General features: G+C 35.5%; 18 protein-coding genes and 1 pseudogene. 15 read left to right on the top strand and 4 right to left on the bottom strand.

What is annotated here, in order from left to right:
- Positions 1 to 4: 4 nt before the first annotated feature.
- From GSM42_RS16280 to GSM42_RS16270, 3 genes are all read left to right on the top strand, one after another.
- Positions 5 to 1,309: a pyrimidine-nucleoside phosphorylase gene (locus GSM42_RS16280; protein WP_160802588.1), complete on the top strand. Its 1,305-nt coding sequence runs from the start codon at positions 5 to 7 to the stop codon at positions 1,307 to 1,309.
- An 82-nt stretch (positions 1,310 to 1,391) separates the two neighbouring features.
- Complete coding sequence (locus GSM42_RS16275; RefSeq protein WP_160802587.1) at positions 1,392 to 1,793, top strand: cytidine deaminase; 402 nt, start codon at positions 1,392 to 1,394, stop codon at positions 1,791 to 1,793.
- Positions 1,794 to 2,121: 328 nt separating this feature from the next.
- Positions 2,122 to 2,610, top strand: a complete 489-nt coding sequence (locus GSM42_RS16270; protein WP_160802586.1) for a PTS sugar transporter subunit IIA — start codon at positions 2,122 to 2,124, stop codon at positions 2,608 to 2,610.
- A gap of 341 nt (positions 2,611 to 2,951) precedes the next feature.
- On the opposite strand, the gene GSM42_RS16265 is transcribed toward GSM42_RS16270, so the two are convergent.
- Positions 2,952 to 4,598 (bottom strand): YndJ family transporter, encoded by a 1,647-nt coding sequence (locus GSM42_RS16265; protein ID WP_160802585.1) that lies wholly within the window; start codon positions 4,596 to 4,598, stop codon positions 2,952 to 2,954.
- A 594-nt stretch (positions 4,599 to 5,192) separates the two neighbouring features.
- Between GSM42_RS16265 and GSM42_RS16260 the strand changes: the two genes are divergently transcribed.
- A complete protein-coding gene (locus GSM42_RS16260) occupies positions 5,193 to 5,771 on the top strand; it encodes a hypothetical protein (protein WP_160802584.1) in 579 nt (192 codons plus the stop codon).
- A 723-nt stretch (positions 5,772 to 6,494) separates the two neighbouring features.
- Here the strand turns inward: GSM42_RS16260 and GSM42_RS16255 are convergent.
- Together GSM42_RS16255 and GSM42_RS16250 are read right to left on the bottom strand one after the other, a co-directional pair.
- A complete protein-coding gene (locus tag GSM42_RS16255) occupies positions 6,495 to 7,346 on the bottom strand; it encodes a helix-turn-helix domain-containing protein (RefSeq protein WP_160802583.1) in 852 nt (283 codons plus the stop codon).
- Between the two features lie 25 nt (positions 7,347 to 7,371).
- Positions 7,372 to 7,947 (bottom strand): LysE family translocator, encoded by a 576-nt coding sequence (locus GSM42_RS16250; RefSeq protein WP_160802582.1) that lies wholly within the window; start codon positions 7,945 to 7,947, stop codon positions 7,372 to 7,374.
- A gap of 260 nt (positions 7,948 to 8,207) precedes the next feature.
- On the opposite strand from GSM42_RS16250, the gene GSM42_RS20795 reads away from it, so the two are divergent.
- On the top strand, positions 8,208 to 8,537 hold the full coding sequence (locus tag GSM42_RS20795; RefSeq protein WP_160802581.1) for a carbohydrate kinase family protein: 330 nt from the start codon (positions 8,208 to 8,210) through the stop codon (positions 8,535 to 8,537).
- A gap of 540 nt (positions 8,538 to 9,077) precedes the next feature.
- On the opposite strand, the gene GSM42_RS16240 is transcribed toward GSM42_RS20795, so the two are convergent.
- Positions 9,078 to 11,018 (bottom strand): BglG family transcription antiterminator, encoded by a 1,941-nt coding sequence (locus GSM42_RS16240; RefSeq protein ID WP_160802580.1) that lies wholly within the window; start codon positions 11,016 to 11,018, stop codon positions 9,078 to 9,080.
- A 215-nt stretch (positions 11,019 to 11,233) separates the two neighbouring features.
- Here GSM42_RS16240 and GSM42_RS16235 point away from each other — a divergent pair, with 215 nt between their 5' ends.
- From GSM42_RS16235 to GSM42_RS16185, 10 genes and pseudogenes are all read left to right on the top strand, one after another.
- A complete protein-coding gene (locus GSM42_RS16235; RefSeq protein WP_160802579.1) occupies positions 11,234 to 11,569 on the top strand; it encodes a PTS lactose/cellobiose transporter subunit IIA in 336 nt (111 codons plus the stop codon).
- Positions 11,562 to 12,515: a glycosylasparaginase gene (locus tag GSM42_RS16230; RefSeq protein ID WP_160802578.1), complete on the top strand. Its 954-nt coding sequence runs from the start codon at positions 11,562 to 11,564 to the stop codon at positions 12,513 to 12,515. The genes GSM42_RS16235 and GSM42_RS16230 overlap by 8 nt, the downstream gene beginning before the upstream one ends.
- 58 nt (positions 12,516 to 12,573) lie before the next feature.
- Positions 12,574 to 13,872 carry a PTS sugar transporter subunit IIC gene (locus tag GSM42_RS16225; RefSeq protein ID WP_160802577.1) on the top strand — a complete coding sequence of 433 codons (1,299 nt, stop codon included), beginning with the start codon at positions 12,574 to 12,576 and terminating at the stop codon, positions 13,870 to 13,872.
- Between the two features lie 15 nt (positions 13,873 to 13,887).
- Complete coding sequence (locus GSM42_RS16220; protein WP_160802576.1) at positions 13,888 to 14,586, top strand: copper homeostasis protein CutC; 699 nt, start codon at positions 13,888 to 13,890, stop codon at positions 14,584 to 14,586.
- Positions 14,583 to 14,897 (top strand): PTS sugar transporter subunit IIB, encoded by a 315-nt coding sequence (locus GSM42_RS16215; RefSeq protein WP_160802575.1) that lies wholly within the window; start codon positions 14,583 to 14,585, stop codon positions 14,895 to 14,897. The genes GSM42_RS16220 and GSM42_RS16215 overlap by 4 nt, the downstream gene beginning before the upstream one ends.
- 286 nt (positions 14,898 to 15,183) lie before the next feature.
- Positions 15,184 to 15,775: pseudogene (locus GSM42_RS21440) on the top strand (histidine phosphatase family protein).
- A gap of 229 nt (positions 15,776 to 16,004) precedes the next feature.
- A complete protein-coding gene (locus tag GSM42_RS16200; protein ID WP_160802572.1) occupies positions 16,005 to 16,769 on the top strand; it encodes a hypothetical protein in 765 nt (254 codons plus the stop codon).
- Between the two features lie 139 nt (positions 16,770 to 16,908).
- The gene (gene iolG / locus GSM42_RS16195; RefSeq protein WP_160802571.1) at positions 16,909 to 17,919 is read left to right on the top strand and encodes an inositol 2-dehydrogenase; all 1,011 of its coding nucleotides are present in this window, start codon (positions 16,909 to 16,911) and stop codon (positions 17,917 to 17,919) included.
- A gap of 786 nt (positions 17,920 to 18,705) precedes the next feature.
- Positions 18,706 to 18,984, top strand: a complete 279-nt coding sequence (locus GSM42_RS16190; protein WP_237446669.1) for a hypothetical protein — start codon at positions 18,706 to 18,708, stop codon at positions 18,982 to 18,984.
- A 13-nt stretch (positions 18,985 to 18,997) separates the two neighbouring features.
- The gene (locus GSM42_RS16185; RefSeq protein WP_237446668.1) at positions 18,998 to 19,255 is read left to right on the top strand and encodes a hypothetical protein; all 258 of its coding nucleotides are present in this window, start codon (positions 18,998 to 19,000) and stop codon (positions 19,253 to 19,255) included.
- Positions 19,256 to 19,554: the final 299 nt, after the last annotated feature.

Below are 19,554 nucleotides of genomic sequence, written 5' to 3'. Positions count from 1 at the left end.
TGTAATGAGAATGGTAGATATCATTGGTAAAAAACGTGACGGTAAAGAACTAACGACAGAGGAAATAAAATTTTTTATTAATGGATATACAGAAGGTACAATACCTGATTATCAAGTAAGTGCTTTGGCAATGGCGATCTATTTTCAAGATATGTCTGATCGTGAACGTGCTGATCTAACAATGGCGATGGTTGAGTCAGGAGACACGGTTGATTTATCTGCGATTGAAGGGATAAAAGTAGATAAACATTCAACTGGTGGAGTTGGTGATACAACAACATTAGTTTTAGGTCCATTAGTGGCGGCTTTAGATGTACCAGTTGCGAAAATGTCTGGACGAGGTTTAGGGCATACAGGAGGCACAATAGATAAATTAGAAGCAGTAGCAGGATTTCATGTTGAAATTACGAAAGAGCAGTTTATCGATATCGTAAACCGTAATAAGGTTGCAGTTATTGGACAAAGTGGCAATTTAACACCTGCCGACAAAAAGATGTATGCATTACGTGATGTGACAGGAACGGTAAATTCTATTCCATTAATCGCAAGTTCTATTATGAGTAAAAAAATTGCTGCTGGTGCTGATGCTATTGTCCTTGATGTGAAGACAGGTGCAGGGGCATTTATGAAGACAGAAGAAGATGCAAAGGAATTAGCACATGCAATGGTGCGAATCGGAAATAATGTAGGTCGCCAAACAATGGCTGTTATTTCAGATATGTCTCAACCTCTAGGATTTGCGATTGGAAATGCGCTCGAAGTGAAGGAAGCAATGGATACATTAAGAGGAGAAGGGCCAGAAGACTTAACGGAATTGGTACTCGTATTAGGAAGTCAAATGGTTGTACTCGCTAAAAAAGCAGAAACATTAGAAGAAGCGCGTGCAATGTTAATAGAAGTGATGAAGAATGGAAAAGCAATTGAAAAATTCAAAGAGTTCCTGCGTAATCAAGGTGGAGATAGCTCTGTCGTAGATCATCCAGAAAAATTACCCCAAGCTAAATATGTAATCGATATACCTGCTAAAACTTCAGGTATCGTTTCTAATATGGTGGCAGATGAAATTGGCATCGCTGCAATGCTTTTGGGAGCAGGTCGTGCAACAAAAGAAGATGAGATTGATCTAGCTGTTGGCTTAATGTTGCATAAAAAAGTTGGCGAAGCAGTAAAAGAAGGTGAACCACTAGTTACTATTTATGCTAATCGAAAAGATGTGGAGGATGTAAAAGCTAAGATTTATGAAAATATTACGATATCAAATAAAGCAAAGACTTCTCCATTAATTCATACGATTATAACGGATAAATAGGCATAGTCTGATGTTGAAATAAATGGCAAATTAGAAATTATCTGTCTATCCTGGTTAAAACCTAAAAAGGTGGTCAAAAAAGATGGAATGGAAACAACTTATTGATGAAGCGATTTCAGCGAGTGGACAAGCCTATGTCCCGTATTCCAATTTCAAAGTAGGAGCAGCGTTGTTGACAGCTGACAATACAATTTATCGTGGATGCAATATTGAAAACGCCTCCTATGGATTGACAAACTGTGCAGAACGGACGGCAGTGTTTAAGGCCGTTTCAGAAGGTGCAAAAAAAATCAAAGCGATCGCCGTTGTAGGAAATACAGACGGACCGATTGCACCATGCGGTGCATGCAGACAAGTCCTTGCAGAATTTTGTGGAGCTGATACCCAAATCATTCTGGCAAACTTAAAAGGAGATTTTGTAGTGACAACGATTAATGAATTGTTGCCAGGGTATTTTTCAGCAAAGGACTTACAAAATAATTAGATAGCAATGGGAATTTCAATGTAATATATAGCTATAAGTCATTCCAAGCAATTAAATGAATAGATAGGAAGGGTATTTTGATATTCAATTATTGAATGTGGTCTTTTTAAATAAGTTTCTTTGCAGAAGCAGAATGGCTTTTACTATTTTTGGAAAGATTAATTAGAAATTGAATATCTTGCAAGCGCTTTAATTATATATTAGTATTAGAATACAAATTGATATAGGGATGGTTACTGTTCAATCAAGCGAGACCTAAAACAGCGTGAAGTATGTTAAAGCGCGTGTTTTAGGTCTTTTTCTTTTAAGAAGAACGGAGGAATAGAGAATGTTTGATAAATTATTTGGTAAAAAACAAGAGCAAGAATTATTTGTTTCGCCATTAAGCGGAGAGATGATAAAAATGGAGGAAACACCTGACCTGGTCTTTTCAAAAAAGATGATGGGGGACGGTGTAGCTATTATCCCTTTCGATGGTAAAGTAGTAGCGCCGATAGACGGAGAAATAATCCAAATTTTTCCTACAAAACATGCAATTGGTATCCTTTCCAATAAAGGTTTGGAAATTTTAATTCATATTGGTCTTGAAACGGTGGCAATGAAAGGCGAAGGTTTTACAGTATATGTAAACAAAAATGATAAAATTAAAGCAGGCGATTTACTTATGGAATTTGATTTAGAGCTGATCAAAAAGAAAGCGAGCAGTACAGTAACACCGATAGTTATTACAAATGGAGAAAAGATCCAAAGCATAGAAAAAACCTATAGTAAAGAAGCCGTTGCTGGTCAAACACAGATATGGAAAGTGAAATATTAAAAATCGAAACAAAAGAACTTGATTCTGATAATGTAGATTAGGGAGATCATCCAGTTGTCTATTTTTGATGAAACAAGCGATGTCATACTGGAATAGACGAAGGGAATTTTCAAGAACATGCTTACAAAAATAATAGCAAAAAGTCTGTCAACTAACTTTCTTGGTAACACGCCTTATGAAACAAGAATAGACAAAAAAGATTAGAGATTTAATAAATCTCTAATCCATATGGATATACCAAAAAAGTAGGATGGTTTCAGTATCTAACTAGATTATGCATGATTTATTCTCTTTGTTCTAAAACCAGAAATAAAACGAAAGTTGGGTTTTTAGTGTTAGGTTTATTTTGCAATCATCTCATATTCCAGAGTAAGAACCTTTACTCCAAAAAACCAGAAACGATGTGTCATTTGCAATCTCCCATATTCATCAATCCAAATAATTTTATGTTCATTGAAAGGAATACGAATTGAAAAGTTTTTTGTCATGATATAATGCCCTTCATCACCAGTTCCACCTTTTCTTGGAACAGAGGAAATTTGCAAGGAACCATCTATGCCATGTTCTAGACGATAGATCGTTGCTCGGTTGCATCCAGGGATTGGCATTGTAAAGTGTAAATAACGTTCACCGTTATGTACATGAGCGGAATAAATACCAGTTATAAAGGTCTCCCCTGTGTTCTTATAACTACAAAGCCAAGCATTCATTTTTCTATTCCAATATTGCTCGTGATTGATAACACTAATAATTTTGCTGTTTAGTTCTACGGTGCCCTCATGAGGAGAGGGGACATTGGCTTGTTGTATTTTGTTTGAATATGCTTTGTGAAGTTTTTCAAATAACCAAGCGGATTTACGCCATTGGGCATTTATAGCAACATCATATAAGGATGTATTTTCAAGAAAAGAGACTACTTTTGGATGCAGTAAATTGATATTAAGGTCATTTCTTCTGAACTTTTCCAGATTCGTTACAATACCAGAATGAGAAACGATTTTATCTTGGTATCCATTTCGTTGTAAGAAATCATTTCCGATAAATGATTCTCCATTAATATTAGTTTGAGGTAGTTGATATAGATTGTTTTTCTCTATCGGCTGTCGATAATACCATCCAAGTACTCCTACTATAAATGCAAAAGCAATTGGGATTTCATGATACCATAGCCATTGCCCTGTGCTGAGCCATGTATGCCCTTGTAATTGAAATACACCATTTATGATCGATAAAATAGAGCTTATAACTAATATTATGGCGGATAGCTGAATACAGAGACCGCTGATGAAAGTTTTTTTTTCTATTTGAAACCAGATAAAAACACAATAACCAATCATGCACAAGGTATAAATCCATAATCCTAGGTTTTCTATCCAAAGATTTGTCAGCATCATACCAATTCCAACGATCAGAGGACTTATCATCGTACCTATAGCCGCCCAACGATAAGAGAAACTTAGTTTTTTATTGAGAGGAATTATCCTTCCAGTCCAACCAATAAAGAGTGTAGAGCAAATTCCAGTAAAATGAAAATAGAAAGTTAGATGATAATAAATGATTTGATCGATGGAAAAGCAATATATACATAGGGTAATTCCACCTATGAAAGCATAGAAAAAACTTGTATCAACCGCATTTTCTTCAATAAGATAAACGCCACGTTCCATAAAACGTCTTATTCCATAACCAAATAAGGCAAAGGTATAAATCATCCAAGGTATCGAAAATATTCCAGATAAAACGCTTCCAGTAGGTAATAGAAGTGAGATTGCAACGGAAATTGCAAAATAAAGGTGGAATTTTAATATAAAAGTATGATAACGAGAATTATTTCCATTTCTTTTTAAAGTAGGAATAAGATAGAGGGCAAAGGGTACCAAGAGAATGATGGAAAATACCAGTATTTTTTCGAGATCAGCTACAAATATTATGAATAATATCAATAAGGAAACAGAAATTAGTAAATTTTTAAATATAGGTTTTTTCATGTTTATAGATTCCTATCTTTTTTCTGAATAGTTTATCATAAAAAATCAAAAAGTAGATATATATATAAGAAAAGATAAGTGGAAATAATTAAAAATATGCATATGACAATGGACTGTGAGATGTACATCCAATAACTACAGTAAACTCGTATCATGCATAATTACCGATTGGCTTACATTGGTTCATTTTAAAATAGTTTTATTTGCGGAAATTGAAATAAGGGCATTTCCCCTTCTAAAAATGATAGCATTTACTTATAAATAACCAATTAGAGCTATTATTAAAAATAAATAAAATATATACAATATGAAATATAGATGTTAAACGATTCATTTGGTTGCTTAACTCAAGACGACAAAATCATCTTATTAAAGAAGATGGGGTGGAGTATATTTATACAATCAAATGGATTCTTGGGTTAAGGATAGTTTTTGAGACAGAAACAAGCAATAATAACATCTTGTTTCTGTTGAGATTCAAATGGACAGGTGTATCATTATCCATATCAAACAAAAATAGTGCTTTAAAATCATGATCTCTATCATTTGAAATGAAGCAAAAGAGCAGATTCATAGACAAAGGGGCGTTGTGAATTGTATGTTATCGCTCTTGGATTCCTGACTTTAATTGGATGTACCACTTATGTAGTTATTCTCACACATCAGCATAAAAAATCTCTCACACTAATGACAGGTATGATGATTTCGATGGGCATAGCAATGTTATCCAGTTTGTTGCTAGGAACCATCCTAGGTATGCTCATTGGGAAAATGTTTGGAGCAACTGAGATCGCTATCATAATTGGCATGGCAGTAGGTTTTCTTACAGGAAAACCAATCCACCTAATAGCTTCTTTAGATGGGGTTTTGGCGGGCATCATGGGTGGAATGATGGGTGCAATGTTAGGTGTCATGATCCAAACTGAATCACCAATTATCACACTTGCCTATCTCATTATTGTTTTTAAATTAAGTTGCATTTTGATCATCTTTCTTATACGAAAAGAAGTACTGGAAAATAAGTCCCCTGAATACCAAGAGAAAATAGCACTTCCAAACCACAAATTCTTTCTTACTATCCTTTTGGGTTATACAATTCTCCTATTGATAGCAATATACTTCCATCCTATTTTACCAACTTATATAGATCATTCCGATCATATGCATATGTAATAAATGGATAATTTCTGATTTGCAATGTTCGTTCATTCTTTTGACATAAACAGAGCTCAGTAGAAATAAAAAGGAGGAAGAAATAGGAGCCTGATGTTCAAGTAAACCAATAAAACCAAACACATCCCACCTCTATCGATAAAAAATGTCTTGAAAATAGGAAAAGAAAGACAGATCGAATCTAGTTATATGATCAACATTACATTGCAGAAGGAGAGAAAGGAGTATATACCCGTATTCATATCTTTATGCCTGTATTTGGTATTTTGTTTTCTTTAGCGGATGTATCTTTGATCAATGTGTCTTTTTGATTGGATGCACATACAGAGATTAGAGAATACCTAGAGTAAAACAATGGATGGGGTAGAGTCGTAGAAGAAAATTTGATTGGTGTGCTTATTCTTGTTATCGGATTAATTCCAATGGGGTGTAGTAATATGAATGATGGAAAAACAGATCATTCCGATCATAGGAATCATGGTAACTAAGGTCATCTGGGAAAAAGACCTCTGTCTATGAAAACAGAAGTCTTTTTTTGTTAGCAATTGTTAGGGGATCCCTAAATTAAAAAAAAGCTAAACATATGAGAAACATACGAAAGAATAGCGTTTTTTCTATTGAGGGAGCTTTTTCTTATCTGTAAGGGCATGTAGTCTATTTCAATTCTAAGCTTTTGACAATTTGGAATGTAAAAATTTAAGTGTACGGATGGCAGCTTCCATATCATCGATTTACCAAATTGTTAATGACAAAGGGACAGTTTCTTGTCGTACATAAATCGTTTCTTGGCACTTTCTTACCATGTAAATGCAACATATATTCAAATGCTGTAGTTCCATATACACTTTTGAAATGCTTATTTAAATGAGTTAAATCAACAAAACCACAATCAGCTACTGCTGAATAAACATCTCTATTCTTTTCTATTAACTGCTTTGCGCGTTCTAACTTGCAGTTAAGAAAGTATTGATATGGTGAAATTCCAGTATGAGCCTTGAATAATCGGATAAGCTGAAACCTTGATAACTGTAGCTCTTTTCCTATCTCGTCAAGTTTAATTACATCTTTCAAGCTGGCATGAAGCATTTCCTTTGCTTTCTTAATTAGAGCGGTATCTTTCTTATAGTCTGTAGAAAGATTATTTTGAATAAGGCTATCTGCGAGGGATACGAGTAATTCACTGCACACCATTTCATCTTTTCCGCTCAGTATGGCGTGAGAAAGATTTAATATTCTTTGTGAGAGTCTATCATCATACACAATAGGGGTTGAAAAACATACGATATTCTTTTTCTCCATAACCTCTAAAAGTAATTGCGGATCAATATATAACATAACATAATCAAGTCCTGACTCATCATGTGCCATTCCATCATGTGCCTGTTCTGGATTAAAAAGCATAACACCATTTTGATAGGATAGTTGTAAGCTGCCGTCTAAGTTATAATGTTGAATACCACGTAATGTTACACCTATTGCATACTCCTTGTGAGCGTGTTTTTTATACGTAAAATCAGTAATACTTGCTGATAAAGCAGTAATACCTGCTGATTTTTTATAAATAAATTTGTCCATTTCACTCACCTCTTCATCGGCTGACTTACATCCATATCATGATTGCAGCATAAACTAAAAATAATGCCATCGTTATATTAACAGTTTTTTTATGTTTTTGTAAAAAATCCTTGAAGATTGTACCGAAAAGAACCCATGTCACAAATGCCAAAAACCCAATAATAGTGATAGCTATAACACTTATTGTCACCACAGGTAATGTGGCACCGTGAGGCATAATGAAGCTAGGTATTACAGTCATTGTAAATAGTATCACTTTTGGATTTAAAAACTGCATAAGAAAGCCAGATAGAAAGGTAGCAGTTTGATTTACAGCTGGTTTTGATGTATCCATTTTGTAAATTTGATAAGCGAGATAGAGGATATATAAGCTTCCGATTATCTGCATAACCATTAAAATTTTAGGTATTATTGCGATAAGCATTGTATTTAATATAACAGAAAGAACAAGTAATAAGCCAAAAGCGATCGTTGCTCCATAGGTATATTTCATTGCTTTTTTTATCCCAAAATTATGCACAGTGGACAATATGATGATATTAGTCGGTCCGGGTGTAAAAGTAACAATAAAACAGTATACGATTAAAGATGTAATATTCATGAGAGAACTCCTTTTAAGGGTATTTTCATGTATTTATACATCCTAAAGTCCAATGGCATATAGTACATTATTGCAAGTTTATATATAAAGTTTCTAAAACTAAGGATTCAGGCTCTCATCTCATATGTATGAAAAATAAAAAATTGCTAATCTTCCCAGAAATAGAGTAGACAGCAAAGTAAAGACACCCAGGGCAAGCGAGCGTATGCAAATAAATAGAGTTTGGAATAACACCAGCAATATCAAATAGCTGGGCGATCATGACGCAAAAATTGATGAGTGAAGCCAAAAAAAGAAAAGTGAAGGTAAGTTTTGATATTAATTATCGAGCTAAAATGTGGAGTTCTCACAAGGCCAGAGAGGTATTATCCACATTGCTTCCATATGTTGATTATTGTTCTGCTGGGAAATTATACGAGCAAATGAAAGAGCGTTATCCCAATATCACATTGTTCTATTCGACGATACGACAAGTAGAATCTGCTAGTCATCATACATTGGTGGGAAGGAGTCCTTTACTCTTCAAGGAAGCATGTCCTGAACTGAACCCAATCGTTGATCGTGTTGGTGGTGTAGATGCTGCTGCTTGAATTTTACATGGGTTACTGACTAAAAAAAGTATGGATTATACGATATCCTTTGCAACAGCTGCCTCCGCATTGAAACATACAATTAAAGGAGACTGTAATAAATTTTCTACAGAGGAAATTGAAGTATTTATGAATCAAGAGGGGGCAAAAAATTTTAAGATGAATGTTATTTGATGAAAGAGAAGGGACAAGGTTTCTTTTGAAAGGTCAAACCTCCTCACATCAAACTGGAGGAAAACAACTCTACGGAGCTGCATGGACACCAAAAGAGTTCAAGAACAGCATGACTCGACACGAATGGCAGAACGAATACTAGGAAATCCAACTGCATTCCTTGAAGGAGATAGGACAGATTAGTACGAGTCCCCAAACGTAGGTAAAGTCTGCCTACACTGTGATGATGAGTGGGTTTATCTTCATACCGAAAATACCGTGAGATCAACACGAACTTTGTCCTAGAGCATCTCTATTCGAAGATTTAAGGTTGTAGAGGTATGTTATGCAGTTGGACTTAATAACAAACATCATCAGCTTTTGTTATTAAGATGTATGTACATATTCTTTCAGTAAGATTTCTTTAAAATGATTGAAATCCTTGGCTTTCGTAAGCTCTGCTATTTTTCGAGGATCTGTTAAGATCGGTATTAGGTTTTCGTATAGTAACATGAAGTCTTTTCGTTCTTCTTGTTTCACCACAATAACAATGACAACATGAACAGGATAGTCTCCCCATTTCAATGGTTTTTCCAAAATAACAGTACCAATGGCAGTTTTATTTGCACTCATTTGTATCGCATGAGGAATAGCGAAATGACTTGCAAAAGAAGTAGGAGAAATGCCTTCTCTTTTAAGTATAGATTCAACATAAGATTTAGAAACGATATCTCTTTGGATCAACACATCTCCCATGTATTGAATCAGTTCAAAGCGATCGTGAAACAAAAGGTTCTTAAAAAATAGCTGTTCGTGAAAGTATTGATCTATAAGCTTCTTTAATAACTTTAATTGTTTTTGTTTATAAAAGTCTTTCATAAATTTTTCGAACTTGGATTGATCATTTTGATTGAAAAATGGCGAGATTTGTACAATAGGATGAACCAATTCTATATCGATAGGCAGAGTCGATAAAATAAGATCCACTTCAAGATTGTTAAGCTTTTTTTGATCATAAAGAGTGGAAACATGGATCGGGCGGATCGACAGGTGATAGAGCTCTTCTATTTTATGAATAAAATCTGTTATTTCTTTAAAATATTTAGAGTGAATGATTGCCACTTGTAAAGTGTTGCGCTTTTTTTGATTTATTTTCTCATAAGTAGAACCGATATGAAGGGCGAAATAGCCAATTTCATCTTCGCGAAAAGCATAGCCTGTTTCTTTATAAAGTTCATTTGCAAGGAAGATAGCGATTTCAAAAATAAAGGGATAATGCGATTTTAACTCTGTTAGAAACGGGTTCTTCACTAACAAACCATTTTTTACGCGGTCAACAGCCGTTTTTGTGTGTAATGCTAGATTCATATTTAACTCTAAATCAAACAGTTGTACACCAAAAGTGATTTCCAACTTTTTTAATACTTGTGAGATGAGATGAGCATAGGTAGAATCCAGTGCACCCTCCAATGATGGATCTGTATGGGCAAGACGGTTTGTAATCTTTTTCCCGATGATTAAATAGGCTAAATATACGATCTCTCTCTCAGGAATAGTTATGCTATACGCAAAAGAAAGTTCGTTAGCAATGTCTAGAGCACATTGGTACTCAGGTGTTTCTTGGTTGATAGACAAGGCGGGGTCTTTAATCAAGTTAGCGTCTTGGACACGATCTAAGGTGATTGCTATGTGTACTACTAAATTAACGAGTGAAAGATCATTGATTAATACATCATATTTGCTAGTAATAGATAGAACGATTTCTGAGATGTATTCCAATTGGTAATTTGGAAAATAAGGCTGATAATTTTGCAGATTGAAAAACGAATTTTGGGTTTCTTGGAAGAGGATCTCACTAACCAAAGTACGTTTTTCTTTTTCGTTACCTTGAATATAGATATGATCTCCCTTTTTTTTGATTTTCATATCGGAAATGTTATCAAGAAACGCTTGTACTTTTTTTAGGTCTTTGTCGATGGTTGAGGCACTTACATAGATTTCTTCTGATAGATCATAGATATTTATATGATCCTGCGTCATCATTTTTCGAAGTAAATAAAAGATACGCTCTTTTTGCGTGTTGGGAATGATTTTCGGATCTTCCCTGTAGATTTGTTTCATTACAAAAGCAGGATCAATCAACTTGTAACCAAGACTGGAAGATGTAATGATAGTCTTTTTTTGCATTTGGTTAATTTTACGAATGTCATTGCGAATGGTTCTTGAAGTTACGGATAGTTGTGAAGCAAGCTCTGAACTCTTTATCCAATGATTATTTCTATACAAAATAGATATCAGTTTTTTTTCGCGTGTATGTAACAGGGACAAGCCCATCACCTCCATATCATTTTATGGATGAAAGATGGATTGTATACTAGTTCGTGTTTATCATCCAAATGCTTATATTTTTATTTGTATTACATAGTATTTTAGTTGAATAAGAAAAGAAAGATAGTATTTTTTTTCCGCTCCCTTAGGAAAAAATTAATTAGAAATGATACAAAGCTTTTTTTAGTATGTAGAGTAAGGAGGGATGAAGCGAAATGGATTATTCAGAAACAATAGAAATAGCGTTTAAAATTATAAGTAGTGCAGGCGATGCTCAGTCACTGCTTTTCCAAGCGATCCAAGATGCAAAATTAGGGAAAGCTGCAGAAGCCGATCAAAAAATGGATGATGCAAATGATTTATTATTACAGGCTCACCATTCACAGACACAATTAATAACCGAAGAGGCGCAGGGGAATAAAGGGGAATATTCCATTATTATGGTTCATGCCCAAGATCACCTCATGAATGCGATTATGATGCAAAGGTTAACCAATGAATTTTGTGAATTATATCTGCGTTTAGATAAGGAACGTGAAAGAGATGAATGATAAATGGGGAATTATTGCCACTTGGAGAATGGCTTATGAAGGTGTAGGACAAGCGGTGCAGTCATTGAAAAACAAGGGATCTGCTGGTGATGGGGTGGAATTGGCAGTGCGTCTTGTAGAAGATTTTCCATTTTACAAATCAGTAGGTTATGGTGGTTTGCCAAATGAGCAGTGTGAAGTAGAGTTGGATGCAGCATTTATGGATGGGAATACTCTCGCTATTGGAGCAGTTGGAGGATTAATGGATTATAAAAATCCTGTTTCTATCGCTCGGAAGCTAAGTCAAGAACGTTATAACAATTTTTTAGTAGGTGCGGGTGCGGAGAAATATGCTCATCACAATGGATTTGAACGAACCAATATGCTTACAACTCGTGCGAAAAAGTTATGGGAGAAAAGAGTGAAAGCAGTTCAGGAAAAAGGATTAAGCCCGTACGATGGGCATGACACTGTTGGAATGATCGGTTTGGATTTATTTGGAAATATGGCAGCTGCTACCTCCACTAGTGGCTTGTTTATGAAGAAAAAAGGGCGAATTGGAGATTCACCCCTGAGTGGATCAGGATTTTATGTCGACAGTGACATTGGCGGAGCAACAGCTACAGGTCTTGGTGAAGACATTATGAAAGGTTGTCTTTCCTACGAAGTTGTCCAGTTAATGTCTAAAGGCATACATCCGCAAAAAGCCGCTGATCAAGCTTTATTTCAATTAACAGAAAAATTGCAGCGCAAGTATAGCAAAGCGGGTGCGATGTCCGTGGTATGTATGAATTCGGAAGGTGAATGGGGAGTCGCGACGAATGTAGAATTTTCTTTTGTAGTTGCTAACCATGATCTAGAACCTACCATATATATTGCCAATCCTCGCAATAAAATGACAGAAGTGGAGTTAGCAAGTGAAGAGTGGCTGAATAATTACCAAAAAAGAATTCATCAACCTGTATGATCGAACTACAAATTTTTGTAAAACATATAAAAGTAAGCGTATACAGGGGGGAAAGCATATGGAAAAAATTTTAAAGTTTTTGGAGGAGAAAATTTTACCTTTTGCACATCGACTAGCTGCACAGAGACATTTAGGTGCTTTACGTGATGGTTTTATTACTTTGATCCCTTTGTTAATTGTAGGCTCTATTTTTTTGATTATCCAAAACTTCCCAATACCAGGGTGGGATGTCAAACAAGTAGAATGGTTTGGAGCTGCATTTCCTGATTTAATCACGATGCCAGCAAAAGCGACCTTTGATTTGTTATCCCTTTATGTGGTGTTCGCAATTTCTTATCGATTGGCACAGTACTATAAAATTGATGCTATTACAACTGGTATATTGAGCCTTGTTTCCTATATTATTATTGCGCCTACTACGCTCATAAGTGAGTCAAATGAGGTTATAAGTAATGTGATTCCAATGGGAGAATGGTTTGGCTCCAAAGGTTTACTTGTTGCCATCATCATTGCCATTTTGGTCACGGAGATATACAACTTTTTTCTGAAACGAAAGATTGTTATTAAGATGCCAGAGCAGGTTCCACCGACAGTTGCCCGAGCTTTTTCTGCCCTAATTCCAGCTTTCACGATTTTCTCTCTCATGCTTTTAATCAAGGTTTTATTTTTACAAACATCCTATCACTCACTCAATGAATTTATTTATGTGATGTTAGCGAAACCGATTACCTTATTTATTGCAAATAATATATTTGGTGCTCTTGCTACTACTATTTCGATTACGATGTTGTGGAGTATAGGAATCAACAGTGGCTCATTGGTCAACGGTGTATTAAGACCGTTCTGGCTTGATTTGCAAAAGGAAAATATCCAAGCAATTCAAGCAGGGCAGCCTTTACCTAATATTATTACGGAACAGTTTTTCGATATGATTTGGATAGGAGGAGCAGGGGCTACCTTGGTCGTGGCTATCATCTTAATTTTTCGTGCTAGATCGAGACAGTTTAAAGAGCTTGGACGGATAGCTGGTCCACCAGGGCTATTTAACATCAATGAGCCAATCTTATTTGGACTACCTATTATCCTAAGCCCAATAATGCTTATCCCTTTTAATTTGGCTCCTATTGTGATTACGATCGTCAACTACTTTGCCATGTATTTTGATCTAGTTGCAAGACCCACAGGCGTCGTTTTACCTTGGACTACCCCTCCAATAATTCAAGGATTCATGATTACCAATAGTTGGACAGGTGCTGTATTACAGGTAGTGGATATGATTATTGCCGGGCTTATCTACTATCCATTCATAAAAATTATTGACCGTCAGAAATATAAAGAGGAAACATCTGAGAACTAAAAGGAGTACTTGTAAATGTTAATTGAATGTATTGCAACTACATTAGAGGATGCAAAAAGAATTGAGCAGGCAGGGGCAGATCGAATTGAGTTAGTCAGCTCTTTAACAGAAGGAGGATTAACTCCTAGTTTCGGCTTAATGGAAAGTGTAGTCAGCAATATAAGCATCCCTGTAAACGTTATGGTTCGACCGCATGCTCAATCATTTTGTTATACCCATGATGATATCAAGATCATGAAAAAAGATATCGAAACGATACATTCTGTTGGAGCAAATGGAGTGGTATTTGGTGCATTGGATGAACATAACCACATTGACTATCATGTGTTAGAAAGTCTTTTGGATGTATCAAAAGGGTTGGAAGTAACATTTCATCGTGCGATCGATTGCCTAGTTGATCCTGTTCAAGGAGTTGCAACATTAACAAGTTACAAGGAGATTACATCCGTTTTAACTTCTGGAGGAGTGGGTGATTGGTCTGATCGCTTGCAGGCGATTAGAGAAATGGCTAACTTATCTGAGCATATCTCCATATTAGTTGGAAGTGGGTTAACCAAAAGGAATATCTTAGAAGTCCATAGACAAGTTCAAACCAACCATTATCATTTTGGTACTGCACTAAGGTTACAGCAAAGCCCGATTCAGGAGATAGATTTACAAGAGACTAGCGAAATAATAAAGATGCTTAAAGAGAGAGGAGAGGTACAAGCATGAAGATTATACTAGCTTGTGATGCAGGAATGTCAACCAGTATTATGGTAACGAAAATGAAAAAGGCAGCAGACGAAAAGGGGCTTGATGCAGATATTCAGGCTATTCCACTCAAATTTTTAGATGAGAATATGGAAGGTACAGATGTGGTTCTATTGGGACCGCAAATGAAATATACCCTTTCAAAGGTTCAAACTCGACTTGCAGATCTTCATATCCCAGTAGATGTGATTAATTCGCTTGATTATGGAATGATGAGAGGGGATAAGATTTTAGAGCAAGCGTTACAGCTTGCAAAATCGAGTACAGAATAGAGAAGTTACAAGATTGTGGTTCATTATCAGAACGATGACCTGAATAAATCTAAATATGATATCCTGTTTTAAAAAATTAGCTACAAGGGTATGAAACAAAAAAGCGGATCCATTAGGATCGCTTTTTTGTTATGAGTTAAAGGAGTTAGTTCTCTTGTGCACGAGGCGCAATAGGAGATCAGTCCTTGTATAATGAATGTCTGTAATCAAAGATGTTTCTTGACGACTATGATTGTGAGATATTTAGTTTGGATTCATCCATAGAGGTGCTTGTAACGATCCAATTATGAAAGGTTTGATTTTTGTTGGCTACCAATCTTTATATAGTAAGACATGGACAAACGTATTGGAATGTAGAAGAGCGAATACAGGAAGGCTCGACTCTCCGCTGACAGATGCTGGTGTGCATCAAGCTCAGCAGTTAGCACGGCAATTACAAAACATCTCTTTTGATTCGATCTATTCTAGTTCCAGTAATCGTGCATTTTCTACTGCACTTTATTTGAGAAAAAATCAAGAGAAAGTGATCAATCATCTTATGGAAATGGATTTTGCAACTTGGCAAGGGAGAAAGTGGACAAGCATCATTCCCAAAGGAAATACAGCTGATGAATGGACACCCAAGACATTTTAAAGCAAAGAAAACAAAAGGGGAAACATTTTTTGATATGCAAAGGAGATTGAAGTCTTTTATCGATCAAATTTTCATTCAACATGCTGGCCAAAATATTTTACTAGTAACTCATGCAATAGCTATTAAGGTATTGATTAATTACTTTCGTGGAGGAAATTTACAATTTTTATGGGATGGGCCTAAGATCCATTGGGCAAGTTTATATACCGTTAGTTTGAAAGGAGGTAAAACGAAATACTTTTAAACGAAGAGGAAATACCTCCATTATTTTGTTAATTTACAACTTTTCTTTGATCAAACTTGGCAGGTTATACCTAGAGATTGGTACATAAGTAAAGCCCTCATGGAAAGAGTTTGTAGAGAGATTTCAAAGTCAATCTATCCGGACTATAGTTTTGGACATAAAAACAGTAACATTCTTATAGATCGAAATAAGAAATTGAGGACATCAAACAAAACATGGGGGATTGAAAATGAATCAAAAGAGAGGATTTGTGAGCAGCTTATTGGTGATGATATTTATACTTTCAGCTTGTTCACAGAATGCATGGGGAAAGCCTGATAATATAGAGGAGTTTGAACTATTCGCCAAAAAGAAATTAGAAGATCAATATATAGAATCATTTGTGATAAAGTCAGCTAAAAAGGAATGTATTGCGCTCACGAAACAGGAAGAGAAAGATTGCAGTAGAGAACTTTTTAAGGCTGAAGCTTCACCTCAGTCCAATCCCAACATTGTGTTTACTGTAAACTATCATCGCAGCTATGGGGGAGCTTTTCACAATGATTATTTGGAGCAATATATGGCTTACGACCTCCAGCGACTTGTGCAATCACATTTGAAGATCAAAAATATGATTTTGCAAGTGACCATATCGTTCCATAGTACCAATACAGACTCTGTAACTTATACAGGATTAGTAAAAGATTATCAAACTAAACTGAAAGAGATTCCTTCCCATACATCCATCTATGTACATTTATTGGACGGGAATCAGAGTATAGAACAAAAGGCAGAACAAATCTATCAGTTCTCCCAGATTCCACAATGGAAGACACTGGCAACCAATTTTACCGTTAACTATTATGCGGATTTGCCACAAAATGACCAGAATCCATCCAGTCAAACTCCATTGAATTCCACTCCATTCAGTGTAAATGAGCTGAAATCAGTGCAATCCATTAAAGCAAAACTACAACTGGATCAATCGGTGAATCAAAAGCCTGAAATGGAGTAGACCATTTTAATAAGAATAGGATATAAAAGTATATCATCCAGGTCGGGAAAATTATTATAATGAATTATATATGAAGTTATTTATCTGTTTCGGATATTCTCACTCTAAAAAATAGACAGCAGAAAAGGGGTTAACCTATTTGAAAAAGGTGACAATTGGTGTGATAGGAGCTGGTCGTATTGGTCGGTTGCATGCTGAGAATCTCAAAACTTTTCATAATGTCGTAGTCAAGAGTATATCCGATATATTCGTTACGAAGGCATGGAATTGGGCAAGGGATATTGGAATTGAAATGATTACCGATGATTATCAGCAAATACTAGACGATCCAGAAATTGATGCAGTATTGATCTGTTCACCAACGGATACCCACCCACAAATCTTGATAGAAGCTGCTGAGGCAGGGAAACATATATTTTGCGAAAAACCAGTAAGTTTTTCCTTGACTGAATCTCAACAAGCAGTACGGAAAGCTGTGGAGTTAGGAAGGAAGTTGCAAGTTGGATTCAATCGGCGCTTTGATCACAATTTCCAGAGGGTTCGTTCCATGGTAGAGACGAATGAAATAGGAGTACCTCATCTCCTTAAAATCACTTCACGTGATCCCGAGCCACCTTCTGACGAGTATATCGCCCATTCAGGTGGAATATTTATAGATATGTCCATTCATGATTTCGATATGGCTCGATTTCTGATAGGAAGTGAAGTAGTGGAAGTCTATGTGCAAGGAGCAGCATTGATAGATCCTGTATTTTCTAAGTATGATGATGTCGATACTGCTATCATTTCGCTCAAATTTGCTAGTGGTGCACTAGGAGTCATTGATAATAGTCGAAAAGCAATATATGGATATGATCAACGAGTAGAAATTTTGGGTTCCAAGGGCAGTGTTCGTATTGACAATGACTATCCAAATACAGCTCAACTTCTTACATCAACAGGAGTTTATCAGGATAAACCAAAATTTTTCTTTCTTGAACGATATCGAGAGGCTTACCGAGAAGAGTTACGTCAATTTATATCTGCTATATTAGATAAGCAAGCAGTACCAGTAGATGGTTTCGACGCTTTGCAAGCAGAGGTGATTGCGCATGCTGCAAAACAATCTTTACAAGAAGGGAAACCAATATCCATACCAGCACCAAAATAAATAAAAGGATGGAAATAATCTATTCTTTTAATAGGAAATGACCAGCTAGTATTTTCGGATATTGGTTGGTCATCCATTAAAACGAATGGTAGAAGTTTTCAAAACAGATACATAAGTTAGTTAATATCTCGGATTCCTTTGAAAAAAGTATTTTGTTGGGCAATTTTCTTGGCCTGTTTATAAAGATTAATTGCCTCTGTATATAGTTTTTGCTGAATACACCATTGTCCTATTGCCATCAATGATTCAGTGCAAGATCATCTTTATATTCTTTACTGATTTCAATGGCATCATCAATATATTGTTTAATCTCATGCAATTTATTTTGCTGAATCAATAGTATTCCAAGATTAACATAATTAAAAAGGATAAAAAAATTCTTCTTTTACTTTTGATCGGATATCAGTTTAATGGAACAATGGGAAGAAAAAGCCGATAATGGATGAGTGGGCATAAGCATGATTATTCTTTACCTTTATATTCACTTGATTTAAACTTTACTATGGAGAGATATTTCTATACATTATGGTTATTACGAAAATTGGCATCATTTTTTTAATTTTTTAGTCTGTTTTATACTTTACGAATTTACGTTTACTACTTATTACAACCAATTGAATTGGCTGTTACTGCAGGAGGAAACAGAATGATAGTAGGAAAAATGCAGTTCGAGAGTTATGTAATGAAATTGATAAGGTAATTCGTGATATTGATCAGATTACACAGTCTAAGATTGACCGCACAGCAGATAAGATTGATGCTGAACTGAACTCTTGTGGACGTGAGTTGACCAATGCCCAAAATACATTAGGACAAATCAAACCATTAGTAGATCGCCTTGTGCAGCAAGTGGGACAAAATGCTCCTGATCATGTACAAGTATTAGTTGGCTCCATTTGTACAGAAATCATGTCTAAGGTAACAGGTGTCAGCAGCAATCTTGCAGAGGTTCAAATGAACATCAAAGATGTTGATAGATATACAGATGAAATTGATGACCTGACAGACGAAATCGATAATCTAACAAACAAAATCGACGACATTACAGATCATTATCAGAAATAAGGGAGGTATAAGAGTGAGCGATTATACACCGAAGCCAACACCAAACTATATGTCATCTGATTGGGGCAATTCACAAACGAAATATGCAGCACTGAATATCGATCATATCGCAGATAAAGCAAAATTTGCAATTGAGATCCTAGAAGCATCTGTAAAAGCATTTGACTCTATTGAAAAGGAAATTGTTGATGCTTCTAATGCTACTACTCCATTACTCGTGAAGGATTGCGTGCATTCTCATACCGTATTGATTCCCAACAGCAACAATTAATTCAAGGTTTGCGGCAATTGAAACAGATGATGGATGATATAGATAAGACGACTGATTCTATTCAAAAACAAAGAACGGATTGGTAGATTTTTTAAAGATCAAATCATAAGCTATTTTGAGACACACAACACGAGAGTCAAATCCCCTTGGAAATTAGGGGTTTTGGCTTTTTATTTTAGGATTCTTTATAGCAGAGTTTGGGTAACTCATTCAGTAATTTACCAGTCTATCGTTCGAGGATAAACCGTAAATTACCCTCTTTTATAGTATTATTATGAAATATTTGATAAAATTAAAGT

Source organism: Shimazuella alba, assembly GCF_009831235.1.
Classification (GTDB): Bacteria; Bacillota; Bacilli; order Thermoactinomycetales; family Thermoactinomycetaceae; genus Shimazuella; species Shimazuella alba.
Note: the sequence above shows the minus strand (reverse complement) of the source record. Positions and strands in the feature narration are given on the sequence as shown.